Source organism: Oscillibacter sp. PEA192 (assembly GCF_003574015.1).
In the GTDB taxonomy this organism is placed as follows: domain Bacteria; phylum Bacillota; class Clostridia; order Oscillospirales; family Oscillospiraceae; genus Oscillibacter; species Oscillibacter welbionis.
The window spans coordinates 1098511-1122768 of record NZ_AP018532.1 but is presented as its reverse complement, the minus strand read 5'-3'; the positions used below and the strand labels follow the sequence as shown (position 1 = coordinate 1122768).

Annotated in this window: 27 protein-coding genes; 11 read left to right on the top strand and 16 right to left on the bottom strand. The window is 61.6% G+C overall.

Features of this window, described 5'->3' with window-relative positions; all coding sequences use genetic code 11:
* Window positions 1-3: 3 nt before the first annotated feature.
* The 4 genes from folD to yfmF are packed head-to-tail and all read right to left on the bottom strand — an operon-like array spanning window position 4 to window position 4426.
* The gene (folD, locus tag DN611_RS05425) at window positions 4-849 is read right to left on the bottom strand and encodes a bifunctional methylenetetrahydrofolate dehydrogenase/methenyltetrahydrofolate cyclohydrolase FolD (RefSeq protein WP_119310821.1); all 846 of its coding nucleotides are present in this window, start codon (window positions 847-849) and stop codon (window positions 4-6) included.
* Window positions 833-1858 (bottom strand): prolipoprotein diacylglyceryl transferase, encoded by a 1026-nt coding sequence (lgt, locus tag DN611_RS05420; protein WP_119310820.1) that lies wholly within the window; start codon window positions 1856-1858, stop codon window positions 833-835. Before lgt ends, folD begins: the two co-directional genes overlap by 17 nt.
* A 31-nt stretch (window positions 1859-1889) precedes the next feature.
* Window positions 1890-3161, bottom strand: coding sequence for an EF-P 5-aminopentanol modification-associated protein YfmH (yfmH, locus tag DN611_RS05415; RefSeq protein ID WP_119310819.1), 1272 nt, complete (start codon window positions 3159-3161; stop codon window positions 1890-1892).
* Window positions 3158-4426, bottom strand: a complete 1269-nt coding sequence (yfmF, locus tag DN611_RS05410; protein WP_021749083.1) for an EF-P 5-aminopentanol modification-associated protein YfmF — start codon at window positions 4424-4426, stop codon at window positions 3158-3160. Before yfmF ends, yfmH begins: the two co-directional genes overlap by 4 nt.
* Before the next feature lie 181 nt (window positions 4427-4607).
* Between yfmF and DN611_RS05405 the strand changes: the two genes are divergently transcribed.
* The gene (locus tag DN611_RS05405; RefSeq protein ID WP_431834326.1) at window positions 4608-4961 is read left to right on the top strand and encodes a DUF2500 domain-containing protein; all 354 of its coding nucleotides are present in this window, start codon (window positions 4608-4610) and stop codon (window positions 4959-4961) included.
* A 45-nt stretch (window positions 4962-5006) separates the two neighbouring features.
* On the opposite strand, the gene DN611_RS05400 is transcribed toward DN611_RS05405, so the two are convergent.
* Window positions 5007-5993, bottom strand: coding sequence for a dipeptidase (locus tag DN611_RS05400; RefSeq protein ID WP_119310818.1), 987 nt, complete (start codon window positions 5991-5993; stop codon window positions 5007-5009).
* Window positions 5994-6181: 188 nt separating this feature from the next.
* On the opposite strand from DN611_RS05400, the gene ylxM reads away from it, so the two are divergent.
* From ylxM to trmD, 7 genes are all read left to right on the top strand, one after another.
* Window positions 6182-6547: a YlxM family DNA-binding protein gene (gene ylxM / locus DN611_RS05395; protein ID WP_036630187.1), complete on the top strand. Its 366-nt coding sequence runs from the start codon at window positions 6182-6184 to the stop codon at window positions 6545-6547.
* 4 nt (window positions 6548-6551) lie between these two features.
* A complete protein-coding gene (ffh, locus tag DN611_RS05390) occupies window positions 6552-7919 on the top strand; it encodes a signal recognition particle protein (protein WP_021749088.1) in 1368 nt (455 codons plus the stop codon).
* Between the two features lie 63 nt (window positions 7920-7982).
* Window positions 7983-8225: a 30S ribosomal protein S16 gene (gene rpsP / locus DN611_RS05385; protein WP_025543830.1), complete on the top strand. Its 243-nt coding sequence runs from the start codon at window positions 7983-7985 to the stop codon at window positions 8223-8225.
* 15 nt (window positions 8226-8240) lie between these two features.
* A complete protein-coding gene (locus tag DN611_RS05380) occupies window positions 8241-8471 on the top strand; it encodes a KH domain-containing protein (protein WP_021749090.1) in 231 nt (76 codons plus the stop codon).
* 185 nt (window positions 8472-8656) lie between these two features.
* Entirely contained in the window at window positions 8657-9778 is a 1122-nt protein-coding gene (gene ytvI / locus DN611_RS05375; RefSeq protein WP_119310817.1) for a sporulation integral membrane protein YtvI, read from the top strand.
* Between the two features lie 92 nt (window positions 9779-9870).
* Complete coding sequence (rimM, locus tag DN611_RS05370; RefSeq protein ID WP_021749093.1) at window positions 9871-10377, top strand: ribosome maturation factor RimM; 507 nt, start codon at window positions 9871-9873, stop codon at window positions 10375-10377.
* Window positions 10367-11155: a tRNA (guanosine(37)-N1)-methyltransferase TrmD gene (gene trmD, locus DN611_RS05365; protein WP_119310816.1), complete on the top strand. Its 789-nt coding sequence runs from the start codon at window positions 10367-10369 to the stop codon at window positions 11153-11155. The genes rimM and trmD overlap by 11 nt, the downstream gene beginning before the upstream one ends.
* Before the next feature lie 80 nt (window positions 11156-11235).
* Here trmD and acrA read toward each other — a convergent pair whose 3' ends face one another.
* From acrA to DN611_RS05340, 5 genes are all read right to left on the bottom strand, one after another.
* Window positions 11236-12345 carry an acryloyl-CoA reductase electron transfer subunit beta gene (gene acrA / locus DN611_RS05360; protein WP_119310815.1) on the bottom strand — a complete coding sequence of 370 codons (1110 nt, stop codon included), beginning with the start codon at window positions 12343-12345 and terminating at the stop codon, window positions 11236-11238.
* A gap of 18 nt (window positions 12346-12363) precedes the next feature.
* On the bottom strand, window positions 12364-13164 hold the full coding sequence (gene acrB, locus DN611_RS05355; protein WP_119310814.1) for an acryloyl-CoA reductase electron transfer subunit gamma: 801 nt from the start codon (window positions 13162-13164) through the stop codon (window positions 12364-12366).
* A gap of 20 nt (window positions 13165-13184) precedes the next feature.
* The gene (locus tag DN611_RS05350; protein ID WP_021751625.1) at window positions 13185-14327 is read right to left on the bottom strand and encodes an acyl-CoA dehydrogenase; all 1143 of its coding nucleotides are present in this window, start codon (window positions 14325-14327) and stop codon (window positions 13185-13187) included.
* Window positions 14328-14365: 38 nt separating this feature from the next.
* A complete protein-coding gene (locus tag DN611_RS05345; RefSeq protein WP_429835899.1) occupies window positions 14366-15205 on the bottom strand; it encodes a 3-hydroxyacyl-CoA dehydrogenase family protein in 840 nt (279 codons plus the stop codon).
* Between the two features lie 294 nt (window positions 15206-15499).
* Window positions 15500-16273: an alpha/beta fold hydrolase gene (locus tag DN611_RS05340; protein ID WP_333635546.1), complete on the bottom strand. Its 774-nt coding sequence runs from the start codon at window positions 16271-16273 to the stop codon at window positions 15500-15502.
* A gap of 184 nt (window positions 16274-16457) precedes the next feature.
* Here DN611_RS05340 and trmB point away from each other — a divergent pair, with 184 nt between their 5' ends.
* Window positions 16458-17495: a tRNA (guanosine(46)-N7)-methyltransferase TrmB gene (trmB, locus tag DN611_RS05335; RefSeq protein ID WP_119310813.1), complete on the top strand. Its 1038-nt coding sequence runs from the start codon at window positions 16458-16460 to the stop codon at window positions 17493-17495.
* A 103-nt stretch (window positions 17496-17598) separates the two neighbouring features.
* Here trmB and rplT read toward each other — a convergent pair whose 3' ends face one another.
* The 4 genes from rplT to DN611_RS05315 form a co-directional block, all read right to left on the bottom strand.
* On the bottom strand, window positions 17599-17949 hold the full coding sequence (gene rplT, locus DN611_RS05330) for a 50S ribosomal protein L20 (protein ID WP_021750187.1): 351 nt from the start codon (window positions 17947-17949) through the stop codon (window positions 17599-17601).
* A 32-nt stretch (window positions 17950-17981) separates the two neighbouring features.
* Window positions 17982-18179, bottom strand: coding sequence for a 50S ribosomal protein L35 (gene rpmI / locus DN611_RS05325; RefSeq protein ID WP_021750186.1), 198 nt, complete (start codon window positions 18177-18179; stop codon window positions 17982-17984).
* A gap of 33 nt (window positions 18180-18212) precedes the next feature.
* On the bottom strand, window positions 18213-18719 hold the full coding sequence (infC, locus tag DN611_RS05320; protein ID WP_021750185.1) for a translation initiation factor IF-3: 507 nt from the start codon (window positions 18717-18719) through the stop codon (window positions 18213-18215).
* Window positions 18720-19208: 489 nt separating this feature from the next.
* Window positions 19209-20849: an S-layer homology domain-containing protein gene (locus DN611_RS05315; RefSeq protein WP_119310812.1), complete on the bottom strand. Its 1641-nt coding sequence runs from the start codon at window positions 20847-20849 to the stop codon at window positions 19209-19211.
* A 249-nt stretch (window positions 20850-21098) separates the two neighbouring features.
* On the opposite strand from DN611_RS05315, the gene DN611_RS05310 reads away from it, so the two are divergent.
* On the top strand, window positions 21099-21545 hold the full coding sequence (locus DN611_RS05310; protein WP_273482328.1) for an RNA polymerase sigma factor: 447 nt from the start codon (window positions 21099-21101) through the stop codon (window positions 21543-21545).
* Window positions 21542-22456: a hypothetical protein gene (locus tag DN611_RS05305; RefSeq protein ID WP_021748704.1), complete on the top strand. Its 915-nt coding sequence runs from the start codon at window positions 21542-21544 to the stop codon at window positions 22454-22456. Before DN611_RS05310 ends, DN611_RS05305 begins: the two co-directional genes overlap by 4 nt.
* 57 nt (window positions 22457-22513) lie before the next feature.
* On the opposite strand, the gene DN611_RS05300 is transcribed toward DN611_RS05305, so the two are convergent.
* A complete protein-coding gene (locus tag DN611_RS05300) occupies window positions 22514-23875 on the bottom strand; it encodes a permease prefix domain 1-containing protein (protein WP_119310811.1) in 1362 nt (453 codons plus the stop codon).
* Complete coding sequence (locus DN611_RS05295) at window positions 23862-24209, bottom strand: PadR family transcriptional regulator (protein WP_021748702.1); 348 nt, start codon at window positions 24207-24209, stop codon at window positions 23862-23864. Before DN611_RS05295 ends, DN611_RS05300 begins: the two co-directional genes overlap by 14 nt.
* Window positions 24210-24258 lie beyond the last annotated feature (49 nt).

Genomic DNA, 24258 nt, shown 5'->3' with positions numbered 1-24258 from the left:
TGTTCACTTCTCCGCCTGGTGGTTCCGGGCTGCGGTGAGGATATTGCGCATCAGCATGGCCCGGGTCATGGGCCCCACGCCGCCGGGCACCGGAGTGATGTAGGATGCCTTGGGTTCTACCGCGGCGAAGTCTACATCGCCGCAGAGCCTGCCCTCGCTGTTCCGGTTCATGGCCACGTCGATGACCACGGCCCCTTCCTTCACCATATCCGGCGTGACAAGACCCACCCGGCCCACAGCGGACACCAGGATGTCCGCCTCCCGGGTGATGGCCGCCAGTCCCGGCGTCTTGGAGTGGCAGACCGTCACGGTGCCGTCCTGCTGGAGCAGCAGCATGGCCATAGGCTTGCCCACGATGTTGCTGCGGCCCAGCACCACGCACCGCCTGCCCCGGACGGGGATGCCGTATTCCCGCAGCATCTCCATGACGCCGGCAGGGGTGCATGGCAGAAACACCGGATCACCGATCATCAGGCGGCCCACGTTATAGGGGTGGAAGCAATCCACGTCCTTGTCCCGGGCGATGGCGTTCAGCACCGCCTCCTCGTCCAGATGCCCGGGCAAAGGAAGCTGGCACAGGATGCCGTCCACCTGCGGGTCGCGGTTGAGCTCCTGGATCAGGTCCAGCAGCGTCTCCTGTGTGGTGTCCTCCGGCAGGGCGTGCTCAAAGCTCAAAAAACCGCACTCGGCGCAGTCCTTTTCCTTCCCGGTCACATAGACCCGGGAGGCGGGGTCATTCCCCACCAGGATCACCGCAAGGCCCGGCCGCCGGTACAGGGACTTCGCTACCTCTGCCGTCTGCGCCTTGACCTTGGCCGCCAGCGCCTTGCCGTCAATGCGTGTTGCCATCAGTCTCTCCCCCTTCCCCGTTTTGGGTCTCCGGCGGCTGGGGGAGCTCCGGCTCCTCCTGTCCGGCAGGGACACTCTCTCCCGCTTCCGCCGTGGAAATATCCGCCTCTGCCGTCCCCTCGGCGGCTTCCGCCGCCACCTGATTCACCAGCAACTCATCCCGCGAGTGCTTTTTGATCTTGATGTTGTAGAACAGCATCACCGCGGCGGTGACTGCCAGAAGCAGACTCAGCGCCTGAGACACCCGGATGGGCTGCCCCAGGAACGTCCAGTTAAAGAGATACAGGCTGTCCGTCCGCAGCCCCTCGATCCAGAACCGGCCCAGGCCGTACCACAGGAAGTAGAACCAGGTGTTCTCCCCATCGAACCGGCGGGCTTTGGAGACCACGAGCAGGATCAGCAGAAGCCCGATCAGATTCCACAGGCTCTCATAGAAAAACGTGGGATGGACCTCGATATACTCCGTGGCGCTGGTCCACAGGCGCATCCGCCAGGGCAGCGTGGTCTCGGCGCCGAAGGCCTCCCGATTGATGAAGTTGGCCCAGCGGCCGATGCACTGGCCCAGCAGCAGGCCCATCACCGCCAGGTCCGTCATGGCGCCCATCTTGATCTTCTTGTGCCGGGTGTAGAAAAATGCCACGATGGCCCCGGCAATCACCGCGCCGTAGATGGCTAGGCCGCCGTCCCAGACCGCCACCATCTCGCCCCAGTTTAAGCTGCCATCGGCGTTGCGGTAGAGGTCCAGATAGAAGATCACATAGTAAAGGCGGGCGCCGATGATGCAGCTGGGCACCGCCCACAGCACCATATCCAGCACATTGTCCTCTGTCAGGCCGTAGCGCTTGGCCTGCTTCATGCACAGCACCAGGCCCGCCAGCAGGCCGATGGCCAAAATGATGCCGTACCAGTAGATCCCATGGCCGATATGGACGGCGATAGGGTCGGGATTGAAGGACCAGTCCCCGAACAGGCCGGGAAAGCTGATGGGCATATCCTGTAATGCTCTCAAATGGGGTTCCCCCTCTTTCTCTGTCTTGGATTCAGTTCTCCCTGGGCACGATCTCGCTGAGCACAGCCCGCTCCGCGGTCAGATTGCGGCGCAGGAAGGCGGCCACGTCCTCTTTGGTGATGGAGTCGAACACCTGGGGGAAGCGGAAGGGATCATAGCCGTGGAAATACCCCTCCGTCAGGGTCACGGCGATGTTCTCAAAGGAGTTCAGCCCCCGGAGGTTGGAGCCGAAGGACGCCCGGCGCACCCGCTGGTAATAGTCCTCGTCGATGCCCTCCGCTGCCAGACGCTCCGCCTCCCTCTGGATCTCAGCGGCAGCCCGGCGGGCGTCCTTGCTGTCGCCGCCGGCATAGAGGTATGCCACGCCCGGCATCATCTCAAAGGCGCCGCCGAAGCTGGTGTTGATGACCCCCTCCTCATAGAGCCGCTGGTACAGGGGGCTGGAATCCCCCAGCAGGATGTCGCAGGCCATGTCTCCCAGAACGGCGGTACGGAGGTAGTCCTCCCCGTCCGCCGCCGGGGCGCACTTGTAGGCCGTCAGGAACTGAGGGGCAGAGACCTCCATGGCCATGCGGGTCTCCTTTGCCGCCACCTGGGCGGGTTCCTGGCCGTAGTCCCGGGGGATCACAGGCCCGCCCTCCCGGGGTAGGATCCGCCGGGCCAGGTCCGCCACATGGACCGGATCCACGTTGCCCACCACTGTCAAAATCATGTTGGAGGGGGTGTAGAATGCCTTGTGGCAGTCGTACAGCGTCTCCGCTGTGATGTGGGAGATACTCTCCACCGTCCCGGCGATAGAGGTCCGGGCAGTGCTCTTCTGGTACAGGGCCTGCATCATCCGGGTGTAGAGCTGCCAGTCGGGGTTGTCCTCGATCATGCGGATCTCCTGGCCGATGATGCCCTGCTCCTTGGCCACGCTCTCCTCCGTGAAATAGGGGATAGAGACGAAGGACAGCAGGATCTCCAGATTCTCCTCAAAGTGCTCCGTGGAGTCGAAGTAGTAGCCGGTCATGGCGTTGGAGGTGAAGGCATTGGGCTCCGCGCCGTTTTTCGCCAGCTCCTGGAGGGCGTTACCCTCCTTGGTGTCGAACATCTTGTGCTCCAGGTAGTGGGCAATGCCCGCCGGTGTGTCCAGCCACTTACCGTCCAGACAGAAGCGGGTGTCCATCCCGCCGTACCGGGTGGCAAAGAAGGCGTACTTCTTGGCGTGCTCCGGCTTGGGGACCACGCAGACCTGCAATCCGTTGGGCAGCACCTCCCGGTAGACGGACTCGCCGATCCGCTCGTAAAACGTCTGCTTCATTCCGCAGTCTCCTTTCCCTTCAGGAAGTACACCGTATCCAGAGAGACGGTCTGCATGGCGTCAAAGATGCGTTCCGCCGTCACGTGCCGCACCTGCTCCGCCAGCAGCTCCGGCGTGTCCTCCTGTCCGGTGGCCGCCTGGCCCAGGTAGAAGTTCTCCAGCTTCCCCTGGGAATCTCCCATGGAGGCGTAGGCATTCAGCAGCGTACTGCGGGCGCCCTCCAGCTCCCAGTCCTCCAGGCGGCCAGCCTGCACGGCGGCCAGCTGGGCCATGATCTCGTCATAGGCCTTCTGGTAGTTCTGGAACTCAATGCCGGAGGAGACGGTGATGAGCCGCTTCTGCCGGTGGTAGGCGGACGAGGCGTAGTAGCACAGGGACAGCTTCTCCCGCACGTTCAAAAACAGCTTGGAGTTGCTGCTGCCGCCAAACAGGGTATTGCCCATCAGCGCGGCGGCGTAGTCGTCGCTGCCGCAGGCAAAGCCCATACCCAGCTTGCCCTGAGTCACGTCCATGGCCTCCTCCACCCGCTTCACCTCGGTCCGGGCCGGATGGGGCGTGGACGGAGCGATGTCCCGGATCCCATCCCTGGGCAGCGTGGCGAAAGCTGCGGCCAACGCCTCCCGTACCCGCTCCAGGGATGCGCTGCCGCAGTAGAACAGCTCCAGCCTGGCGGTGGCAAGCAGCTCTCCGTACAGGGCGTGGAGCTTTGGCATCTGCAGCTTCTCCGCACCCGCCTCGTCGCCCAGGCGGCTGATGCCGTAGGGCTCCCCGTCGCACATCTCCCGCAGCAATCGGGCGTAGGCATACTCCCGCTTGTCATTCACCTGGCTGCGGATGGCGTCGATCAGGTTGGTCTTCTCCCCCTCAAAATAAGCGGTCACAAAGCGGCCCCGCTCGGTCACGGGATCGCACAGCAGCTCTCCCAACAGCTCCGCCACCGGCTCTAGCAGCTGTTCCCCTCCGGGGATGTAGCTGTCGTCGATAAAGCTGGCCACGAAGCCTACGCACTGATTCTCGCCCTGCTTGCGGACGGTGTAGTCCACAGAGGCACCGTACAGCCGGTCCAGCCGGGCGGACAACGCCCCCAGGTCGGGATAGCGCACCGTGCCCCGGCGCAGGATGGCCGGCAGCAGCGCATAAGCGGAGGCAGTCTCCTGCTGCAGCGGGGTGACGAACTGGGCGGAGAGCAGGCTGGTCTTGAACTTTCTGGCCGGCAGATAGGTGAGATACACCCCGTCGGCCAGTTGGATTCTGGTTCTTTCCAAGGTCTCAACTCCTCTTCTGTGGAATACAACATGGGATTATTATAGTATATCTCTTCCCATAATTCAAATTCTTTCTTGCCGACTTATGCGGTATCTGGTAAAATCAGTCTCAACAAGAGGAAAAGGTGGGATCTTCATGACCACGCCCGGCTTTGGCGGCATGGGGCTTTTAGACTCCTTTATGTTCGGCGGCGGATTCGAAATTTTGTTCTTTCTGATCTTCGCCCTGGTGCTCTGTCTCTTCATTGTGATGATCGTCCGGGGTGTCAGCCAGTGGCACCGGAACAACAACTCCCCCCGGTTGACGGTGGAGGCCACTGTGGTGGCCAAGCGGATCGATGTCTCCCACCATCACCACGGAGGCGAGACCCATCACATGACCACCTCCACCCAGTACTATGTCACCTTTCAGGTGGAGAGCGGTGACCGGATGGAGTTCTCCGTCAGTGGCCGGGAGTATGGTCTCCTGGTGGAAGGGGACACGGGCCGCCTGACCTTTCAGGGCACCCGCTATCTGGGCTTCACACAGCCGTGATGCAGAAAATCAGACAGCTGCTCCGATGGGGAGCAGCTGTCTTTCTCATTGCGGCGGCAGGTCCGGCCCCGCCAGAACCCGCAGGAAATTGCCCCGGGCGATCATTTCCAGCTCCTGCCGGTTCATCCCCAGCTTTTCCAGCCAGTAGAAGAGGTTCCGGATGTGGGCGGCGCTTTCCAGGCCCTCTGCCCCCTCGTTTCCAGGGCCCATAAACTCGCAGAAGTCGAAGCCGCAGCCCACATGCTCCACCCCCATGACCTCCGCCATGTGGACGGCATGGAGGGCCAGGGTCCTGGCGGTCTGCTGCCGGGGCTCGGCGTGGACAAAGCCGTGGAAGGCGTTCAGCCCCACCACGCCGCCGGTGTCCCGGATGCGGCGCAGCTGGTCGTCGGACAGGTTCCGGCGCACATCGCACAGGGCACGGCAGTTGGAGTGGGATGCGATCACCGGCCCGGCGGCCAGGTCCATCACGTCCCAGAAGCCGCCGTCGTTCAGATGGGACACGTCCACCACCATCCCCAGTTCTCCCATCCGGCGCACCGCCCGGCGTCCCGCCTCCGTCAGACCCGCCTGAGGATCGCCTCCGGCTCCGGCGGCCAGGGCATTGGTCTCGTTCCAGGTGAGCATCCCCAGCCGGGCACCCTGGCCGTAGTACCAGTCCACGCCGGCGGGGTTCCCGCCGATGGCCGCCATGCCCTCCACCGCCAGGAAGGCGTAGATTTGGCCCGCTGCCCGGGCAGCCTCTGCCTCCGCTGCGGTGTGGACCGGGCGGATTTGCGGACATTCCGCCAGGTCTGCCCGGGCACAGGCAAATATCTGATGGGTGCGGCCCAAATTGGATGCAGGATCCTTCCAGGCGGTGTCCTTCCAGAACGTCTCCTGGGGCCCGCTGGCCCAGACGGCCAGCACCAGCCCCTCCACGCCGCCCCGCCGCAGCCGGTCCAGATGGTGGTGCTCCAGCACCCGCCGCTCCCCCAGCAGGCGCCGCCGGGTCACATCGTACAGCAGATCCGAATGCGCGTCGAATACCATAAACTCCCTCCGTTCTGTTCAGTCCCTCTCAGTCTATGCCGCAAACGCGGATTTGGCAAGCCGTTCCGGTCTGCCGGAGGGGAATTTTTTCCGGATTTCTTTCGTTTTTCCCCTTGACTTTTCCGGCAAAATCCTGTAAACTATTTCTCGTTGTAAAGGAATACAGCTTTACAGAAATGAGGGAGTTCATGAAAAATCAGACATACCGCATGACCATGCTCTTCGATTTTTACGGCGAACTCCTCACCGAGCGGCAGAAGGAATTCTTTGACCTCTATTACAATGAGGACCTGTCTCTGGCTGAGATCGCGGAAAACGCCGGCATCTCCCGCCAGGGCGTCCGGGACGTGATCGTCCGGGCGGAGGGCGTCATGCAGGAGGTGGAGGACAAGACCGGCCTGATCCGGCGCTTCGAGCAGATGCGGGGCCATTTGCAGGCCATCGAGGATGCAGCCGCCGAGCTGAAGACCATCAACTACCGCCAGTATGAGGACCCCCGTCTGACTGAGCTGGCGGAATTGATTCACGCGGAAGCCACCGCTTTGAAGGAATGATCGCATGGCATTTGAAGGGCTCACCGAAAAACTGAACGCAACATTCAAGAAGCTGCGGGGCAAGGGCCGCCTGACAGAGAACGACGTCCGGGAGGCCATGCGGGAAGTCCGTCTGGCCCTGCTGGAGGCCGACGTAGGCTATAAGGTGGTCAAGGACTTCGTGGCTACCGTGACAGAGCGGGCTGTGGGGTCCGACGTGTTGGACAGCCTCACGCCCGCCCAGCAGGTCATCAAGATCGTCAACGAAGAGCTGACAAAGCTCATGGGCGGCGGCACCGCCCGGCTCTCCATGGCCAACAGCGGTCCCACCGTTGTGATGATGGTGGGCCTGCAGGGCGCCGGCAAGACCACCACCACCGCCAAGCTGGCGGGGCTGATGCGCCGCCAGCTTGGCAAGCGGCCCCTGCTGGCCGCCTGCGACGTGTACCGTCCCGCCGCCATCGAGCAATTGAAGGTGGTGGGTGGCCAGCTGGACCTGCCGGTATTCGAGCAGGGTCAAGGTGACCCGGTGCAGATTGCAGAGAATGCAATCCGCCATGCCCGGGACCACGGCAGTGATATGGTCTTCCTGGACACCGCCGGCCGGCTCCATGTGGATGAGTCCCTGATGGATGAGCTGAAGCGGATGAAGGCTGCCGTCCATCCCAATGAGATCCTGCTGGTGGTGGATGCCATGACCGGCCAGGATGCGGTGAACGCCGCCACTGCCTTTGACGAGGCGCTGGGCATCGACGGCGTGGTGCTGACCAAGCTGGACGGCGACGCCCGCGGCGGCGCTGCCCTCTCTATTCGGGCCTCCACCGGCAAGCCCATCAAGTTCGTGGGCACCGGCGAGAAGCTGGATATGATCGAGCCCTTCCATCCGGACCGGATGGCATCCCGCATTTTGGGTATGGGCGATATGCTGTCCTTCATCGAAAAGGCCCAGCAGACCTACGACGAAAATCAGGCCGCCAAGCTGGAGGAAAAGCTCCGGAAAAACCGCCTGACGCTGCAGGATTACTACGAACAACTCCAGCAGCTGCGGAATATGGGTGACCTGAGCCAGATCGCCAGCATGATGCCCGGTGCTCTGGGCCGCCAGATGGCCGGTGCCACCATCGATGACAAGGCCCTGGCCCACACGGAGGCCATCATCCTCTCCATGACCCCGCTGGAGCGGGAGAATCCCCAGATCCTGAACGCCAGCCGGAAAAAGCGCATCGCTGCCGGCTGCGGCCTGGAGGTGGTGGATGTGAACCGGCTGCTGAAGCAGTTCGATATGATGCAGCAGCTGACCAAGCAGATGACCCGGGGACGGCTTTCCAAAATGGGAGGCGGCGGCCTGGGCAGCCGGATGCACGGCTTTGGTCGCAAGAAGCGGCTGAAATAAAGTGGATATAAGTGCTATGCATTTATAGATAAAAAATTTCGAGTTTACTGTTGGAGGTAACAAATTATGGTGAAAATCAGACTGCGCCGCCTTGGCGCCAAGAAGGCTCCTTTCTACCGCGTTGTGGTAGCGGACTCCCGTTTCCCCCGGGACGGCCGCTTCATCGAGGAGATCGGCACTTACAACCCCTGCGTCTCCCCTGCTGAGATCAAGATCGACACGGAGCGCGCCCAGGCCTGGATCAAGTCCGGCGCCCAGCCCACCGACACCGTCAGAGCTCTGCTGAAAAAAGTAGAAGTCCTCTGATCCGGAGGATCGGGCATGAAAGAGTTGCTGCTCTACATCGCCAGAAACCTTGTGGATGATCCGGAGGCCGTCTCTGTCACTGAGGTGGAGGGTCCCCAGGAGCTGACGCTGGAGCTGCGCGTCGCCCCCGACGACATGGGAAAGGTCATCGGCCGGCAGGGCCGCATCGCCAAGGAGATCCGGACTGTCATCCGGTCCTATGCCCAGCGCACCGGCCAGAAGGTTTCCGTAGATATTGTAGATTGAACCGATCATCCGGCGGGCCGCTTCCGCCAGATCCGAAAGGAGGAGGCCAGGCCTCCTCCTTTTTCGATCATTTCGCTGCCGCTGTCCGGGCTGCGGCCCCGCCGCTTCGGCCAGCCCGTTCCACTGCTTACTTGTACTACACCGCAAGCGTCAGGTGACGCTGCCTGTGGGATTGGAGGCTTTTGGTGTCCACAGAAAAAAAGAAAAAATTCATCATTGATGTGACCTATCTAGCGCTGATTCTGGTGCTGAGTTATCTGTTGCTGCAGTATGCGCTGCCGCTACTGCTGCCGTTCGTCTTGGCGTTTCTGATCGCCTATGTTCTGCGCCGCCCCATCCGCTTCCTCTCCCGGGTGCTCCACGCGCCCAAGGGGTTGGTGGCGGTACTGCTGGTGGTCCTCACATACGGCACCATCGGCCTGCTGCTGGCGCTGGCGGGAATCCGGATCACGGCCACTATCACATCTGTGGTGCAGCAGATTCCCTCGCTCTATTCCGCCTATATTCTCCCGGAGCTCACTGACTTTTTCGCCTGGCTGGAGGAGCTGCTGGCCAAGCTGGACCCCTCCCTCATGTCCGCGTTGCAGGAGCTGCAGTCCCAGCTGCTCAATATGCTGTGGCAGTTGGTCTCCAGTCTCTCCGTCGTATTGGTGGGCGGTGTGTCCATGGCCACCTCTTTCGCCACCTCCCTGCCCGGCTTCCTGATCCGGCTGCTGCTGATGGTGATTTCCACATTCTTCATCGCCGTCGACTACCAGAAGATCGTGCGGTTTTGCCTGGGCTGCCTCCAGGGGAGCACCCGGAATCTGGTACTCCAGGTCAAGGCGTATGTGGTGGGAACGCTGTTCGTCTGCATCCGCTCCTACGCCCTCATCATGTCCATCACCTTTGTGGAACTATCCGTCGGTCTGACCCTCATCGGCGTGAACCGTGCGATTCTGGTGGCGCTGCTGATCGCTATTTTCGACATTCTCCCCGTTCTGGGCACCGGAGGTATCATGATCCCCTGGGTCATTCTCTCCGCGCTGGGCGGAGATCTTCCCCACGCCTTCGCACTGCTGGTTCTGTACGTCATCATCACCGTCATCCGCAACATCATCGAGCCCCGGATCGTGGGGGCACAGATCGGCCTGCATCCTGTGCTGACACTGATGAGCATGTTTGTGGGCAACCACCTGTTTGGCATCGTGGGCCTGTTCGGCCTGCCCATCCTGCTGTCCCTGCTGCGCTATCTCAACGACAACGGGACCATCTCTCTGTTCCCCGCCTCCGCCCTGGGAAGGGCGGACACAGAAACAAGCCAATAAACGTTGTCAGGCAGGAGGGTACGGGGCCCGCCTGCCTCCTGTCCGGGTCGGAGACGGCCCGGCGTGCCATCACTTCCCAAAGGAGCGCTCCTATGAGATTGGAAACCATCAAAATCGGCCGCATCGTCAACGCCCACGGCATCCGGGGCGAGGTGCGGGTACAGCCGGACGGCCAGGACCCTGCCTTCCTGACCCAGTTCCAGACGTTCTATTTGGACGGGGCCCCCGTCACCCCCACCGCCAACCACGTCCACAAGTCCCTGGTGCTGATGAAGTTCCCCGGCGTGGATGATATGAACGCGGCCCTGGCCCTGAAGGGTAAGAACCTGTATATCCGCCGGGCAGACGCCAAGCTGCCGGAGGGCGCCTGCTTTGATGCGGAGCTGCTGGGCATGACCGTCTGTGACGCCGCCACCGGCGAGACGCTGGGCGAGATCACCCGGGTGGACTCCTATCCCGCTCACAAGGTCTACACGGTCAGGGGAGCGCGGGAGTATCTGATCCCCGCCGTGCCGGATGTGTTTATCAAATCGGTGGACCTGGACGCCAACCGGATGGAGGTCCAGGTTTGGGAAGGGATGGCCACGGATGAGAATTGACATCATGACGCTGTTCCCAGACTCAGTGGACGCCATGCTGAACGTGAGCATCCTGGGCCGGGCCCAGCAGCGAGGCTATATCTCCATCCAGAGCCACCAGATCCGCCAATACACCACCAACAGGCAGATGCAGGTGGACGACTATCCCTACGGCGGCGGCCGGGGCGCTGTCATGCAGGCAGATCCCCTGTACCGCTGCTGGAGCCACATCGTGGAGACCTACGGCCCCGGACGGACGATCTTCCTCTCCCCCTGCGGCCGCACCTTCACCCAGGAAGTTGCCAAGGAGCTGAAAGCGCGATATGACCACTTGATCCTGGTCTGCGGCCACTATGAGGGTGTGGACCAGCGGTTCCTGGACGAGTGTGTGGACGAGGAGATCAGCATGGGGGACTTCGTCCTCACCGGTGGAGAGATCCCCGCCATGGCGGTGGCGGACGCGGTGTGCCGCATGGTGCCCGGCGTTCTGCCGGATGCGGAGTGCTTTGAGGAGGAATCCCACTGGAACGGGCTGCTGGAATATCCCCAATACTCCCGCCCGGCTGAATGGCACGGTCGAGCAGTGCCGGAGATCCTGCTCTCCGGTGACCACGGTAAGGTGGCTGCCTGGCGGAAAAAGCAGAGCTACAAGCGCACTATGGAACGGCGGCCGGACCTGTTCGCCAAATTCGATAAATCCCAACTCACCACCAAGGCAGACAAAAAGATCCTGGCGGAGGCTGAGGCGGAGTTTGTCGCAGAGCATCCGGATTGTGCCGCCGAGCGCGCAGAGTCCTGAACTGCCGGTATCCCCCATAGGTGTTCAAACAGAACAGAGCCGCACGGGCTTTGCCCGTGCGGCTCTTGGCTTTTATTCGCTTACTTCGCAGCCTTGGCGGCCTTGATGGCCTCGATCAGCATGGGGGTGACCTTGAACAGGTCGCCGCAGATGCCGTAGTCGGCAATCTCGAAGATGGGCGCAGTGTCGTTCTTGTTCACCGCGATGATGCACTCGGAGTCCTGCATACCGGCCTTGTGCTGGATGGCGCCGGAGATGCCCAGGGCGATGTACACCTTCGGATGCACCGTCTTGCCGGTCTGGCCCACCTGATGGTCGGCAGACAGCCAGCCGGAGTCGATGGTGGCACGGGAGCCGCCCACGACGCCGCCCAGGACGTCCGCCAGCTCCTCAGCCAGCTTGATGCCGCCCTCGACATCCTTGCTGATGCCGCGGCCCACAGACACGATGTAGTCCGCGCCGATCAGGTCCACCAGCTTCTTGGCGGCCTTCACGACCTCCACAACCTCGGTGTTCAGGTCGCTCTCGCTCAGCTGGAAACTGGGCTTCACGATCTCGCACGCATCCGCCTTGGCCTGGTCGAAGACGTTCTTCTTCATCACGCCGGGGCGCACCGTCGCCATGCAGGGACGGAACCGCGGGCAGATGATGGTGGCCATCAGGTGGCCGCCGAAGGCCGGACGGGTCATCTTCAGGTTCCGGTCCTCCATATCCCACTTCTGGCTGTCCACGTCCAGGGTGCTGGACTCACGCAGGAACTGGATGTAGTTCGCCACATCCACGTCCAGGTGGGTGCAGTCCGCGCACAGTCCAGTGTGCAGACGGGCCGCGCAGCGGGGCCCCAGGTCACGGCCGATGTTGGTGGCGCCGATCAGGAACGCCTCGGGCTTCAGCTCCTCGATCACGTCGCAGATCACCTTGGCATAGGCATCGGTGTTGTAGACGGCCAGCAGGGGGCTCTCGCACACCAGCACCTTGTCGGCGCCGTAGCCGCCCAGCTCCTTGGCAGCGGACTCGATGCCCTCGCCTCCCAGCAGCAGGCCGCACAGGTTCACACCCAGCTCGTCGGCCAAGTCGCGGCCCTTGGAGATCAGCTCAAAGTCGGTGGGCATCAGTTTGCCCTCGCGCTGCTCGCAGAAGACCCACACATCCTTGAAAGCAGCGATATCGGCGCTGTTGAAATTAGACATATTCGTTTATCCCCTTTCTCAGATGATGTGCTTCTTCGCCAGAATGTCGGCCAGCTTCTCGCAGGTCGCCTTGTCGGCGCCCTCCAGCATCATGCCGGCGCCCTTCTGGGGCGGGGTGAAGCTCTTGAAGATGTTGGTGGGAGAGCCCTTCAGGCCGATGGTGGTGGCGTCGATCAGGGGATCGTCCTTCAGCGCCTCATAGTCGTAGGTGGTCATGGGCTTGCCGTAAGCCTCGAACACACCGCCCACGCTCATATAGCGGGGCTCGTTCAGCTCCTTGATGCAGGTGATCAGGCAGGGAGTCTTGACCTTGATGGTCATGTAGCCGTCCTCCAGCATCCGCTTGACGGTGATGGTGTCGCCGTCCTTCTGGATGTCGGCGGCGTAGGTCACCTGGGGCAGATGCAGCTTCTCGGCAATCTGGGGACCCACCTGGGCAGTGTCGCCATCGATGGCCTGCCGGCCGCACATGACGATGTCGTCAGCCTCTACGCCGATCTTGTTGATGGCCGCAGCCAGGATCTGAGAGGTGGCGTATGTATCGGAACCGCCGAACTCGCGGGCGGACACCAGCACGGCCTCGTCAGCGCCCATAGCCAGCGCCTCGCGGAGCATACCGGCAGCGGGAGGCGGACCCATGGTCACCACAACAACCTTGCAGCCGGTGGCGTCCTTGATCTTCAGGGCCGCCTCCAGGGCGTTCATATCGTCGGGGTTGGTGATGGTCTGCATGGACGCACGGTTCAGGGTGCCGTCCGGATTCACCGCCACCTTACCGGAGGTGTCGGGAACCTGCTTGATGGAAACAATGATTTTCATGTTAACCTTTACCTCCTATCTTACTTCACGCCCAGGCGGCTGGAAATAACCATCCGCTGGACCTCGCTGGTACCCTCGTAGATCTCGGTGATCTTGGCGTCGCGCATCATGCGCTCCACGGGATACTCGCGGGTGTAGCCGTAGCCGCCGAACAGCTGGACGGCGCGGCGCGTGACATCGGAGGCAGCCTCAGCGGCGAACAGCTTCGCCATGGAGGCGTCCATGGAATAGTCCTCGTGATTCTGCTTCTTCATGGCAGCAGCGTACACCAGGTACTGAGCAGCCTGCATCCGGGTGTGCATGTCGGCCAGCTGGAACTGAGTGTTCTGGAACTGGCTCAGGCGCTTGCCGAACTGGACACGCTCCTGCGTGTACTTGACAGCCTCGTTGACAGCGCCCTCGCCCAGGCCCAGGGCCTGCGCGGCGATGCCGATCCGGCCGCCGTCCAGGGTCTGCATGGCGATCTTGAAGCCCTTGCCCTCTTTGCCCAGCAGATTCTCCTTGGGAACGATGCAGTCCTCAAAGATCAGGTCGCAGGTGGAGGAGCCGCGGATGCCCATCTTCTTCTCGTGCTTGCCGGTGGAGAAGCCGGGGAAGTCCTTCTCCACGATGAAGGCAGAGATGCCGTGGTTGCCCTTGGACTTGTCAGTCATGGCGAACACCACGAAGGTATCGGCCACGTTGCCGTTGGTGATGAAGCACTTGGAACCGTTGAGGACGTAGTGGTCGCCCTCCAGCACCGCCAGGGTCTGCTGGCCGGAGGCGTCTGTGCCGGCGTTGGGCTCGGTCAGGCCGAAGGCACCGATCTTCTTGCCGGAGAGCAGGTCGGGCAGATACTTCCGCTTCTGCTCCTCGGTGCCGTGCTCAAAGATGGGGGCGCAGCACAGGGAAGTGTGGGCAGAAACGATAACAGCAGTGGTGCCGCAGACCTTGGCCAGCTCCTCCACGCACATGGCGTAGGACAGAACGTCGCCGCCGGCGCCGCCGTACTCCTTGGGGAAGTAAATACCCATCATCCCCAGCTTGGCCATCTTCTCGACGGTCTCCATGGGGAACCGCTCCTCTTCGTCGATCTCCTCAGCCAGAGGCTTCACTTCGTTCTCGGCGAATTCACGGTACATCTTCCGGAGCATCTGCTGCTCGTTTGTCAGATGAAAATCCATATACCATTAACTCCTTTTCTTGTTGGTGCTGACTTCAATTACTTGGAATAATCATAGAAGCCCTTGCCGGTCTTCTTGCCCAGCAGGCCGCCGCGAACCATCTTGCGCAGCAGCAGCGCGGGACGGTACTTGGAGTCGCCGGTCTCATTGTACAGGGTCTCCATAATGGCCAGGCACACGTCCAGGCCGATGAAGTCGCCCAGAGCCAGGGGGCCCATGGGATGGTTGGCGCCCAGCTGCATGGCCTTGTCGATGTCGGCCACGGAGGCGACGCCGGTCTCTACCAGGCCGATGGCCTCATTTATCATGGGGATCAGGATCTTGTTGACCACGAAACCGGGGGCCTCAGCCACTTCGACGGGCTCCTTGCCGATCTCCTGGGACAGCTTATAGACGAAATCGAAGGTCTCCTGGGTGGTGTTGGCGCCGCGGATGATCTCCACCAGCTTCATGCTGGGCACGGGATTGAAGAAGTGCATACCGATGACGGGGTGCTTCAGACCGTTGCCCATCTCGGTGATAGACAGAGAAGAGGTGTTGGAGGCGAAGATGGCCTCGGGCTTGCACAGGCCGTCCAGCTCATTCAGCAGCTCCTTCTTGGTAGCCATGTCTTCCTTGACGCACTCGATGATGAGATCCGCGTCGGCGCAGGCGGACTTCTCCTCCACCAGCACGTTGGCCAGCAGGGCGTCCACAGCCTCCTGGGTCATCTTGCCCTTCTCCACCCGCTTCTGCAGGGAAGCAGCCAGCTTATCCTTGTGCTTCTGCGCGGAAGCGACGGAGCTGGCATACATCAGGGCGGTGTGGCCCTTTGCCGCGAAAACCTGCGCAATGCCGCTGCCCATGGTACCTGCGCCAAAAACTGCAACCTTCATGATTTTTCCTCCTGTTATTTTTGAATAAATTGTTTGGTTTCCTTGTTTCATGCCTTTCGGCACTCCAGGGGGCCGGGCTGTGCCGCCCCTCCGGGAGAACACAGAGTCATTCCGATATTGCCAATTTACTCACAAACTTTATTATAGGGTGACTGGCGGCATTTATCAAGTATAATTTGTGCAGTTTGCGAAAAATTTCACGTTTTTTACACTTCATACAAATTGTTCGTTAAACTTTATACAATTTTGTTAATGCATTCACAAGGCCCTTCGTTCCAGTTGTATCTGCCGGAAATCTCACAGCCTCTCGGCCGCCTCGCACCGGAGCCAAAATGCCAGGATCTCCTCCTTAGCCGCCTCCGCCCGGGAAAGAATGGCAGGGTGCCCACCGGATGCAAACAAGCGCACGGCGGCATGGGGCATCTGCGCCGCCATCGCCTTGTATTCCTCTTCCAAATCCTGTCTGCACATGGGGTCCTCCCGGCTCCCCATCAGGAGCACTGGCGGCCGCATCTGCTCCAGCGGGCCGCAGAACAGCGGCCGTCCGGAGGCGGCGCATCGCAACAGGGCATCCGTGTCCCGGTCCACCACCGCCTCCCAGTCCGGTCCCTGGCACCATGCATAAAATTCCCGGGCTGCCTTGTCTCTTTTGGCGCGGTCCCGCTCTGCTGTCAAATCCCGCGCAAACCCCGGGTGAAGGCTCCGCCCGTCAAAGCTGTCCGCCACTACGGCGCCTACTGCGCCGGGTGCCAGCAGGGCCGCGTTCATGGCGGCCCAGGCGCCGCCGCTGGTTCCCAGCAGACAGGGCCTCTCATAGCCCGCCGCCCGGATCAGGGCCAGGGCCTGCCGAGCCTCTTCCTGCCACAGGTCCGCCGGAAACGACTCCACCCGGTCGGAGCGCCCGTTTCCCAGAAAGTCCAGCAGCACACACCGGAAATGAGGCGTATAGAGTGGAAGCAACGGCTCAAACAGCCGGGATGAGGCGGTATTGCCATGGAGAAAGATCAGGACCGGGCCCTCGCCCGCCTCCTGATAAAACATGCTTCTGCCGCAGTAGGGCACCTTGGGCACATCGCTCCCCCCTCCCATTTGGGCTATCATATCATCTCTTTGCTTTCCGCGCAAGCAGGAAATCCACGCCGCCATTTACAGCGCCGGGTCTGTATGGTACAATAGCATTCTGAATGTACGGAGGACTCCCCGGCGGGGTCTTCCTGAAATCGGATCGGGAACCGACCCAGGAGGATGTTGACACATGCGGATGCGAAAGAAAAAGAATCTGATCCCCCGGATGGAGCGCTGCGGCGACCGCCTGATCCGGGAGCCCTACTCCATGCCGGGCAAGTGGCGGGAGCTGATGCCCCAGGCCCGGGAGCTGCGGCTGGAGCTGGGCTGCGGCAAAGGCCGCTTCACCGCCGGCACAGCGGCGGCGGAGCCGGACGTGCTGTTCATCGCTGTGGAGCGGGTGCCGGATGCCATGGTCATGGCCATGGAGCGGTGTGCGGCCCAGGGGCTCACCAACGTGTTCTTCATCGACGCCAATGCTGACCAGCTGCCCCTGTTCTTTGCCCCGGGAGAGGCGGACCGGATCTATATCAATTTCTGCGATCCCTGGCCCAGCAACCGCCACGCCAAGCGCCGCCTGACCCACGGCAACTTCCTGCGGCTGTACCGCCAGGTGCTGAAGATGGGCGGGCAGATCCACTTCAAGACGGACAATCAGGACCTCTTCACCTTCTCCGTGGAGGAGCTGCCTCTGTTCGGCTTTGAGCTGTCCGAGGTCACCCGGGACCTCCATGCGAATGGCCCGGTGGGCGTCATGACGGACTACGAGGCCAAGTTCCATGAGCAGGGGCTGCCCATCTGCCGGTGTGTGGCCACCATGGTTCCCTGGGAGGAACCCTTCCCCACCGACATTCGGCGGGTGAAGAACCGCTGGCTGGACGTTTTTGCCGACGGCGTGTCCGACGCGGAGTTGGGGAGGCATGTGCTGTCGGATGGGAATTACCTGTGGCATCTCTTCTCCTGGAACCTGGTGCCCTGCCTGTCCGGCGACGCGGCCCGGCAGGCTCTGTCGGAGGCATCCGGTGAGAAATACCTCTTTTATTATGAAGAGCCGCCGGAGGGTGAGCCTCTGGTGCGGCCGGTGACGGCGGAGGAGCTGGTTACCCTGCCCGCAGATGCACGCGCCATTCCCGGAGCGGACTGGTACGTGGTAGACAAGGATTTCACCTGGACGTTTGCGCAGCCCCATGAGGCGGACCGCGGGCCGTACTTCTGCCGGAAAGCCTGACCGAAGGGGCACAACGGGGATTGCCTCCCCTCCGTCCTGGATATACAAAAAGCAGCGCTCTCCCATTTGGGAGGGCGCTGCTCACATAGTCTGGAAAGGGATCTTACGCCTTCTTGGCGATCTCGGTCAGCTGGGTGAAGGCGGCGGCGTCGTTGACAGCCATCTCCGCCAGCATCTTCCGGTTGATCTCAATGCCAGCGACCTTCAGGCCGTGCATGAAGGTGGAGTAGTTCATGCCGTTCATCTTGCAGGCGGCGGAGATGCGGGTGATCCACAGGGAGCGGAAATCACGCTTCTTCAGCCGGCGGCCGGTGTAGGCATAGCTCAGGGACTTCATCACGGCCTGGTTGGCCACACGGAAGTGCTTAGACTTGGAGCCCCAGTAGCCCTTCGCCATCTTCAGGATCTTATTTCTTCTCTTGCGCGTCATCATCGCGCCCTTGACTCTAGCCATTTCAAAAACCTCCTATTTGAACGTCTCGTGTCTTACTTGTAGGGGATCATCTTGCGGATGGCATCCACATTGGTGGTATCCGCATAGCCGCCGGCACGCAGACGACGAGTGCGCTTGGTATCCTTCTTGGTCAGGATATGGCTCTTGTAGGCCTTGGCGCGCTTGACCTTTCCGGTCTTGGTCAGATTAAATCTCTTCTTTGCACCACTGTGGGTCTTCAGCTTCGGCATAATGGTTGCTCCTTCCGTATCGTTGAAATCAGATTACTTGCCGGATTTGGGGGAGAGGAAGATGGACATCATCCGGCCCTCCAGCTTGGCGGGCTTATCCAGATTGGCGGTTTCGGCGCATTGTGCGGCAAACCGGTCCAGCAGGTCCCTACCGATGTCGGTATGGGCCATCTCCCGGCCGCGGAATCGGACCGAGACCTTGACGCGGTTGCCGTCGGCGATGAACTTCTGCGCGTTTTTGAGCTTCGTATTGAAATCCCCGATGTCGATGCCCGGAGACATCCGAATCTCTTTGATCTCCACCACGTGCTGGTTTTTTCTGGCCTCTTTTTCCCGCTTGCTCTGCTCGAACCGGAACTTGCCGTAGTTCATCAGCTTGCACACGGGGGGAACGGCCTGCGGCGAGATCTTGACCAGGTCCAGGCCCTGCTCGTCGGCGATCTTCAAAGCTTCCGCAGGGGGCATGATGCCGAGCTGCTCGCCCTCGGAACCGATCAGGCGAATCTCCTTGTCTCTGATCTCCTCGTTCAGTTCATGCACTACTTTACTAATGGTCGAAGCACCTCCATCTCAGAATCACAAAACGCGGATACCATGCAGGCATCCGCGCAACAACAAACCACCGCCCGGTGGTCTGATTACAGCAGTGTAAACCTCTTTGCCAAATCGCTGGAGGTGAGGCGGATGCAGTCAGCCTTCTTTGTTTTGCTGGATTAGTATAGCACCCTTTTGTCCTTTTGTCAATCCATTTTTTCCTCCGGTGACAAGGTTTTTTCCAGCCTCCGCGTATAATTTCCGCAGCTGGCGGTGAGACTATGCCATGTACTCAAGCAGGCGAAAGGAGGTGTCCTGATGAGCAACCGCGACAACCAGAACAAGCGCGATGCCGGCCAGACTCAGCAGAAGGAGAACCGTGAGAACAGCCAGCAGAACCAGAACAAGGCCCAGAAGGAAAACCGCAAGTAACTCCCCTGGAATCGCCATACGGCGGGGCAGACGCCCCGCCGTATTTCTTTTGGAGAGAAGGGCTTACCGCCGGATGAACTGGAGGTTCACATCCACGTTGCCGCCGATACCGGCCACAGAGCACTTGCTGGAATACTGCCAGTAGTCCATGTGATAGTACAGGGTGGGGTACAGAAGCTCGGAGCTCTCGCTCTTGTACTCGGGGTACCAGGAGAGATACGGCTCCAGAGCGCCCTGGTCATATTTGATGTAGCTGACATACTGTCCGGCGTAGACCATGGCGTCGTAGCCGGCCTCTTCGATGCGCTCGCAGAACGCCACTGCGCAGGCGGTGGCCATCTCCGGCGTGGTGCCGTAGACCCGGTAGGTGCTGTCGTGCATCTCCCAGTCGTAGGCCACGGGGCCGTCGATCTCGTGGCCCTCCAGCAGGCTGATGACAAAGTCCGCCTCCTCGATGGCCTCCTCCACGGTGATGGCCTGGGCGAAGAAGTAGACGCCGGTCTCGATGCCCGCCGCCATGGCCCCGTCAATATTCTGGGCGTAGAAAGCATCCTCCATGATGCTGCCGGAGCCGTAGCCCCGCAGGCCGATCCGCACCATGGCGAACTCCACGCCGTCGGCCTTGGCGGCCTCCCAGTCGATGGTGTTGTTGGCGCTGGCCCGGTTCTGATAGGCGGACACGTCGATGCCGAAGCGGGTCCGGTAGTCGTCACCGGTATAGATCAGGCGGTCCGGACGGTCCGGGTCCCACATGAAATCTCCCTGGGAGAAGCGGTTCCGCTCCACCCCGGCGTAGATGGGGATCTGTTGGTTGCTGTATGTCAGATACTCCCCTGTGGTCTCCGAGGGCGTGTACACGTCGCCGGGCTGGATGGCCGGCGGCTGCTCCGGCTCCTCCGGCCGCTGGGAGAGGTCCGTGACCACGGCGCTGCCGAAGTTCCGTACCGCGCCCTGGATGGTCACGTTCTCCAGGGTCACCGTCCCGGTGACGCCGGGGGCCAGAATCAGATCCCCCGTGATGGTCATGTCCTGGAGGCAGGCCCCCTCCGCCGCGTTGACCATCACCGTGCCCTCCACGTCCTGGGTGTAGGTGGTGCTGGTCTGGATCAGCACCTCGATCATGTTGTCCAGGATCGTCACGATCTCCGCCCGGGTGATGGCGTCCGTGGGACGGAAGTACCCGTCGGAGGAATCCGTGATGTAGCCCAGGGCGGACATCTCCGCCAGATACGGCTTCGCGTAATCCGCCACCTGGTCCGCATCCAGGTAATAGACCGTCGCGCTCTCCCCCGAGATGTTGAAGGCCCGTGCGATCATGGTCACCGCCTGCTGGCGGGTGATGGTGTCCCCGGCCAGGGCCTGCCCGTTGTTGCCCAGGTAAACGCCGGAGGCGTGGAGCTTCAGGATGGCATCCTCCCAGTAGTTCCCGCTCAGATCAGAGAACGTCCCGGCGGGCGAGGTGCTTTGGAATTTCAGGAAGCGGTCCAGAATGCCCGCAAAGGCGCCCCGGGTGATGGAGTTGTCCGGCCGGAATGTGCCGTCCTCATAGCCGTTGATGATGCTGTACTCCTCACTCCATTTCGTGATGGCGGTCTCCGCCCAGTGGCCCGTCGTATCGGTAAAGGCCGCCCGGGCCGGCAGTACCAGAGACCCCACTGTCACTGCCAGCACCAGCAGCGCCGCAAACACCCGTTTTTTTCCCATGATCCGCTTCCTTTCCTGTTTTTTCGACATACCGTGTCCCAAAAAAGTCCCACCGCAGTGCGGAGGGACGCTATAATTGGTTTACATATTATCACAGCCGCTTCTCCCTGTCAATCTCCCGCAGGCAGAAAACGGGCTTTGCAAATTTTTCCGGAAGGTGAATAATCAGGGCAAGCTGGTCCGTGTTATGGGTGAAAGGAGCTGAGGACCCTGACTTCGTTTGGTACCGACGAATCCATCCGCCGCACGGTGGCTGCGTATAGCCCCATGCTGCTGCGGATCGCCATGACTCGCCTGTCCTCTCCCGCCGACGCGGAAGACGTGGTGCAGGAGGTCTTTTTGAAGCTGCTGACCACCCGGCCGCACTTCCGGGACCTGGAGCACGAAAAGGCGTGGCTGATCCGCACCACGCTCCACCGGGCCTGCGACGTGGCCCGGGCGGCGGAGCGGCGGAATCTCCCCCTGGAGACCGCGGAGGTCCTTCCAGGCGGAGAGATGCCGGAGCCCTCCCCCATCCTTTCCGCCGTGCAGGCCCTGCCGGCAAAGTACAGCGCTGTCATCCACCTCTATTATTATGAGGGCTATTCCATCAAGGAGATTTCCAAGCTGCTGCAAATCCCCCTCCCTACCGTGGGGACCCGACTCTCCCGGGGGCGGGAGCGGCTGCGCCAACTTTTAAAGGAGGATGTGGAATGAATCGCCAGAACTACCGCGCCGCATTTGACGCCGTGGACTTCTCCCCGGACTTCGAGGAGCGGACTCTTCAAAAGCTGGCAGCCATGCGGCACGCATCTGAAAAGGAGCAGAACAAGATGTCCATGAATCGCACGAAAAAAATTACCCTGCTGGCTGCGGCGGCCGTGGCCCTCCTGGCCGTGACTGTGTCCGCCGCCGTGCTGTGGCTGACCCCCGCCCAGGTTGCGGAGGAACTGAACGATCCAATGTTGGCGGAGGCCTTCCAGAGCGAAGCCGCCGTGATCCTCAATGAGACCCAGACCGTTGGGGACTACACCGTCACCCTGATGGGGATGGTCAGCGGCGCCAACATCTCCCAGTGGTGCGCCGATGTCCAGGAAAGCCGCACCTATGCCGTGGTGTCCGTGGTCCGGACGGACGGCACACCCCTGACAGAGGAGAACTATGACGTGGTCCCCTGCGGGGCCTTCACTGTTACGCCCCTGGTGTCCGGCTATGATCCCCGGGCCGTCAACGTGTTCACCCTGAACGGTGCCTGCTCCTCCTTTCTGCGGGACGGCCGGGCCTATTATGTACTGGACACGCAGAGCCTGGAGATATTTTCGGATCACACGGTATATCTCGCGCTGTATGAGGGATTCGCCGCCCCCTCCTATGAGCGTTTCTCCCTGGCAGAAGACGGCACAGTGGATCTGCGGGACAATGTGACGGGCTGCATGTTCACCCTGCCGCTGGACACACATACAGCCGATCCGGACGCTGCCCGGGCCTTTGTGGAGAGTACCGGTATCCCATGGGAGCCTATGACGGATGCGCAGCTGGCGGTGCAGGAGGCGCATGAGGACCTGGAAGTGGAGAAATCCGCGGACGGGGTGGGGAACCAGACCTTCCTGATTCAGGAGGCCAACTGACGAATTGCATACAGCAAGGGCGGAGAGGGAGCCCCTCTCCGCCCTTGTCTTTTCTGGTCAAGCTGTTTGTGTTTGCGGGGGCCGCGGGACCGGAACCACCGCGTCCCGCAAAATGGACTCTGAGCGGAAGGCCGACAGCGCCAACCCGATCAGGGCGCAGTCCACCATGCTGTGGAGATTTCCCGTCACCAGAGGGATCTGGGCGCTGAACAGCACAAAGCCCAGATTCAGCGCCGCCGCAAAGGCCGACTGCACCGCCAGCGTCAGGACAACGGCCAGTGCCAGCAGCTTTCCGCTCTGGCTTTGCTGGCAGGCACATCGCCGCAGCATCCACAGCAGCAGGACAGCCAAAACTGCCAGCAGGAGCAGATAGGGCAACCACCCCAGTTTGTAGACCATGGTGGTGGGCAGAAAATCGTGGTTCCACTCCGGCAGCATCATCTCCGGGAGCAGTTCCCTGCCCCAGACCGTTTGCGGCTGGATTGAGAGGTCTCCTCCCTTCCCCATCAGGCGGGATGCCCCAAGTATCCGGCGAGCCATTACAGCCTGATACCCCGCCCCCTGTGGGTCTATCTCCGGGTGCAGGAGAATCTGAATCCGCGCTGCATTATAGCCCGCCACAAACAGAAGCCACAGCACCGCTCCAGTCATCACAGCGGCCAGTCCGCCCACCGCCGCCAGTCCCTGCCGCCGGGGCACGGTGAACCAGTCCATCTGGATAGCGAGCAACAGCAGAAAGCAGCCAATAACCATCACCTGAATCATCCCCTGAATAAAGGGCGCACACATACAGACCACCGTCAAAGGGATGCCGCCCGCCACGGCAGCCAGCAGGCCCCGCCAGCCCTTTCCCCGGCAGGCATACAGCCACAGTGCGTAGACTGCCGGATAGAACAGCACCACATACCGGGTGAAATAGGATGCGTTGTTGACAGTCGGGGAGAGATGCAGAGACAGCACTCCAACGGCCACCGCACCGATGTACACCCACTTGGCCCAGCGCAGCAGCCGGGAGACGTCCAGGAAGTAGGCTCCGACCAGCACAGCAGCCCCGGTCACCACTGACAGAGCACAGCGCAGCGGATCCAGATCCTCATCCCAGGGTGCTCCCGCTCGGGTGAGGGCGTACCGCAACCAGCCGCCCACCAGCAGCAGCGCCAGGGTCAGGCCCAGCATCCCCCACTGGGGCCTGGGCCGGTGGAGGCGGTCCAGGTCCGCGCCCACGGCCACCGGGTCCCCCATATCCTCCACTGCCAAGCGCTCCGCCTCTTCCGGCGGATGGCCTTCGGCCAGAAATTCCTCCTGCTGGTCCTCCAGATGAGTTTCCAGCTCCCGGGCCGCCACAGTCCGGGCCCGCTTCCAGCGGATTTGTGCCTCCACCGCGTCCAGATAGCCCCGGACGCTCTCAGGTCCCGGCACAGCAGGCACCTCCCCCCAGCACACGGCCCACGGCATCGGCATAGGTGTGCCACGCCGTCTCCTTCTCCCGCAGGGCGGCCTCCCCCGCCTTTGTCAGATGGTAGTACCGCCGGGGCTTACCGGCAGCGGCCTCCCGCTCGTAGGCGGTGACCAGCCCTTTTTCCTCCAGGCTGTGGAGGAGGGGGTACAGGGTCCCCGCTTTCAGGTGGAACACGTCCTCCGACCGCTGCCGCAGCTCGCTGGTCATCTGGTAGCCGTACTTGTCCCCGTCCTCCAGCAGCTTCAGGACCAACAGGGCCATGCTGCCGCTGACCAGACTCTTATCGGCCTCCATAGACTTCCTCCTTATATAGATATTCTATATATTTTGACAGCGCCATTAT

Coding starts and splice junctions, on each gene's coding strand:
- folD (WP_119310821.1), bottom strand. CDS start 849: ATGGCAACACGCATTGACGGCAAGGCGCTGGCGGCCAAGGTCAAGGCG.
- yfmH (WP_119310819.1), bottom strand. CDS start 3,161: ATGAAGCAGACGTTTTACGAGCGGATCGGCGAGTCCGTCTACCGGGAG.
- DN611_RS05405 (WP_431834326.1), top strand. CDS start 4,608: ATGTTCGGCGGCGGATTCGAAATTTTGTTCTTTCTGATCTTCGCCCTG.
- DN611_RS05400 (WP_119310818.1), bottom strand. CDS start 5,993: ATGGTATTCGACGCGCATTCGGATCTGCTGTACGATGTGACCCGGCGG.
- ylxM (WP_036630187.1), top strand. CDS start 6,182: ATGAAAAATCAGACATACCGCATGACCATGCTCTTCGATTTTTACGGC.
- ffh (WP_021749088.1), top strand. CDS start 6,552: ATGGCATTTGAAGGGCTCACCGAAAAACTGAACGCAACATTCAAGAAG.
- DN611_RS05380 (WP_021749090.1), top strand. CDS start 8,241: ATGAAAGAGTTGCTGCTCTACATCGCCAGAAACCTTGTGGATGATCCG.
- rimM (WP_021749093.1), top strand. CDS start 9,871: ATGAGATTGGAAACCATCAAAATCGGCCGCATCGTCAACGCCCACGGC.
- trmD (WP_119310816.1), top strand. CDS start 10,367: ATGAGAATTGACATCATGACGCTGTTCCCAGACTCAGTGGACGCCATG.
- acrA (WP_119310815.1), bottom strand. CDS start 12,345: ATGTCTAATTTCAACAGCGCCGATATCGCTGCTTTCAAGGATGTGTGG.
- acrB (WP_119310814.1), bottom strand. CDS start 13,164: ATGAAAATCATTGTTTCCATCAAGCAGGTTCCCGACACCTCCGGTAAG.
- DN611_RS05350 (WP_021751625.1), bottom strand. CDS start 14,327: ATGGATTTTCATCTGACAAACGAGCAGCAGATGCTCCGGAAGATGTAC.
- trmB (WP_119310813.1), top strand. CDS start 16,458: ATGCGGATGCGAAAGAAAAAGAATCTGATCCCCCGGATGGAGCGCTGC.
- rplT (WP_021750187.1), bottom strand. CDS start 17,949: ATGGCTAGAGTCAAGGGCGCGATGATGACGCGCAAGAGAAGAAATAAG.
- rpmI (WP_021750186.1), bottom strand. CDS start 18,179: ATGCCGAAGCTGAAGACCCACAGTGGTGCAAAGAAGAGATTTAATCTG.
- DN611_RS05315 (WP_119310812.1), bottom strand. CDS start 20,849: ATGGGAAAAAAACGGGTGTTTGCGGCGCTGCTGGTGCTGGCAGTGACA.
- DN611_RS05305 (WP_021748704.1), top strand. CDS start 21,542: ATGAATCGCCAGAACTACCGCGCCGCATTTGACGCCGTGGACTTCTCC.
- DN611_RS05295 (WP_021748702.1), bottom strand. CDS start 24,209: ATGGAGGCCGATAAGAGTCTGGTCAGCGGCAGCATGGCCCTGTTGGTC.